The 1,985-nt window shown below is 39.3% G+C and carries 2 protein-coding genes; one reads left to right on the forward strand and one right to left on the reverse strand.

From position 1 onward, the window contains the following. Nucleotides 1–125 precede the first annotated feature (125 nt). Entirely contained in the window at nt 126–758 is a 633-nt protein-coding gene (locus MMY95_RS15455) for a recombinase family protein (protein WP_241277811.1), read from the reverse strand. 241 nt (nt 759–999) lie between these two features. Here MMY95_RS15455 and MMY95_RS15460 point away from each other — a divergent pair. Further along, the coding region (locus tag MMY95_RS15460; protein ID WP_241277812.1) for a KxYKxGKxW signal peptide domain-containing protein at nt 1,000–1,985 on the forward strand (986 nt) is incomplete at its 3' end.

Genomic DNA, 1,985 nt, shown 5'->3' on the forward strand with positions numbered 1-1,985 from the left:
CTTACCGTCCAGAAAGCAGCTTAATAAAGTTGTCCAATTTTAAGGGTTCACTTTAGTTTTATCAATGTAAGTGCTTTATTATTTGACCGATGGTCCCTAAAAAACACTAACTTGTCCTGTAGGCCCTAGCTATTCACTTCCCTTTTGGGAGTGCCTAAGTCGCCAACTTTTAAAGCATATTCTTTAATACGATAAATTTGTCGTCGTTGTACGCCAGTACTCCTTGCAATTTGTGCAATATTCGTTCCATCCCTGAGCATTTGAACTACCCTTTTATATAGGTAGCGTTTTGATCCATGTGGACTATATTGCCGCCTTCTTCCTTTATACTCCCCGCGCTCCTTAGCTAATTGGATTCCCTGATTCTGCCTAGCATGAATTTTGTTGCGCTCTTCTTCAGCTGTATATTTGTATATTTCAAAAACCAAATTGGTTAATAAACCACGTAAGTTAACATCTTGTATATCAGTGAAACTCGGTAAACTTAAAACATCTAGTGTGGCTTCCTTTTGTTGAATCAAGTTAATGGTGTCAGTAATGTCCTGAGCATTGCTACCAAGTCGATCTAAATCCAAAACAGTGACAATATCTTTTTCACGAATGAACTCTAACATTTTTTGCAATTCAGGGCGATTTTGAGCTGATTTTCCGGAAACTTTTTCCTGAAATATTTTCTCTACACCAGACTTTTTTAGAGCTTCAATCTGCCGAGCTAAATTCTGATTTTCAGACGACACCCTAGCATAACCAATTTTCATATATTTGCCTTCTTATCATATTAATTCTGACGTCAGTTTCTGGGCAACTACTCAACTAGTTGATCTGATTAAGGTTTAAAAGTTACTGTGTCACACTATAATGTCTCACACGTTTGATCTATTATACCACAGCTCAGGAAGGAGACAATAGGGTGTACCCTAATGTCTCACGCGGCGATGAGTGTTATAATTATTATATAATTTGAAACTCATCAATTATACAAAGCAGGGGGATATAATTATGGACTTAAGAACAGACAACCCATCAAATTCCGAAAGGGCTGTGCATTATAAACTTTACAAATCTGGTAAGCTCTGGATAGTCATGGGGCTTTCAGTAATCTCATTTATTGGCTCAACTGCATTAACCACAACTTTTGCTCATGCTGACAACAAAGTCCCGAATCAGACAGTTGTGAACGCGGCAAAGAGTAAAGCTTCTACTGAAGCCACAGATTCTTCAACTACTAGTCAGAGTAGTGATCAAACATCATTGGCAGCTCCTTCCAGTAACTCCGCCACCACAGCTAGTGTTCAAGCAACAACAATTGACTCGACCGCTAATTCTAATAATCAACCAACTAGTCAAGTTAGCACGACCGCTGTTAATGCTGCCTCCAGTCAAGCTACGTCACAAATTGCAACGTCGGCTGTTTCCAAAAGTCAAGCATACAATCAAATAGCTAGTAGCACTGCAGCCACACCTAACACGAAGCCAGCTACACAAGTAAGACTAATGGCCACTAGTTCAGCTGCAATGAAAATCAAGCCTATAACTTACAAAATCCAATCGAAACAAATGACCCGTAATCAGTATCAATGGAAAGGTAGCAAATTATATTACTACGGTAATGACGGACAACCTATTACAGGACTGCGTCATTATGGTAATAACAAGCTCGAATACTATGGAAACGATCATGTCCAATATCGTAACCGTTACTTAACTGCTGCCAACAACCAGTTATATTACTTTGGGGGCAACGGTGATGCTATTACCGGCTTACGACACTATGGCCACAATAAACTAGAATACTATGGTACAGACCATGTTCAATATCGCAATCGTTATGCTACTGTTGGTAACAATAAGCTTTATTACTTTGGGGGCAACGGCGATGCCATTACTGGCTTACGACACTATGGTAACCACAAGCTCGAATACTATGGTGCAGACCATGTTCAATATCGCAATCGTTATGCTACTGTTGGTAACAATAAGCTTTA

It is taken from the genome of Lactiplantibacillus sp. ME-2 (assembly GCF_022549155.1).
GTDB lineage: Bacteria > Bacillota > Bacilli > Lactobacillales > Lactobacillaceae > Lactiplantibacillus > Lactiplantibacillus plantarum.

What these genes read in the sequence shown, in the direction of transcription:
- MMY95_RS15455 (WP_241277811.1), bottom strand. Translation starts at nt 758, where the DNA reads ATGAAAATTGGTTATGCTAGGGTGTCGTCTGAAAATCAGAATTTAGCT.